General features: G+C 63.4%; 1 protein-coding gene. It reads right to left on the bottom strand.

The window, feature by feature from the left end:
• Positions 1-583: ComEC/Rec2 family competence protein (locus tag NW837_RS15315; RefSeq protein WP_414332508.1), on the bottom strand; the 583-nt coding region annotated here is incomplete at its 3' end.
• Positions 584-721 lie beyond the last annotated feature (138 nt).

Raw genomic sequence — 721 nt, forward strand, 5'->3', positions numbered from 1 at the left:
AACCTCTTCCCCCCGGCTGCAGGATCACCTCACGGGCGCTGAAGCCGGCAAAAGCCCCCTGGCGCTGCAGGTAGGCTTGAAAATCAAAGCTGCCCGGGTTCAAGGCCGGACTGGGCAGGTACAGGGATCCCGTCAGGCGCACCCGTTGGTTGGGGTGGAGATCCTTGTCCTGGAGGGCCTCAGGGCCGGTGGTGACGTAGAGCTTGCCGCTGACCTGGCGGGCCGTGGAGTCGGCGTTGAGCACCTGCTCTGCTCTCAGCCAAAATTGCCGCCGTTCGCTGCGGGTGGGACGAGGTTCCGAGAGGACGGTGCCCACCAAGTTCATCTGCTGCTGGGGGGCCAACAGGCTGATATCCGTCGGCCCGGGAAAAGGCTGCCGCCAACCCAGGTAATTCCAAGCCAGACACCCCACCAGACCCATCGCCAGCCAAGTGCGGGCCAGACGCGGTTGCCGCCGGCACAGCAGGGATCCCGCCAGCCCCAATCCCAGCAGGATCCCCCAGCCCCACCCGGCAGCCTGGGGCCAAGCCCGCACCAGCAGGCCCAAGATCCAGCCCAACCCCAGCAGATAGGTTCTTTCCATGTGCCGCAGACCCGTCTGCCCCCCACTGTACCGATGTGGTCAAGCGGGATCCATTGCGTTGTCTTAACCTTGCTCGCCTGCCGAAAGAATTGTATTAAAGGATACTCTTTCTCGACCTTGGCAAAGGGAGTGTAGATT

Source organism: Synechococcus sp. R6-10 (assembly GCF_047461815.1).
Lineage (GTDB): Bacteria > Cyanobacteriota > Cyanobacteriia > Thermostichales > Thermostichaceae > Thermostichus.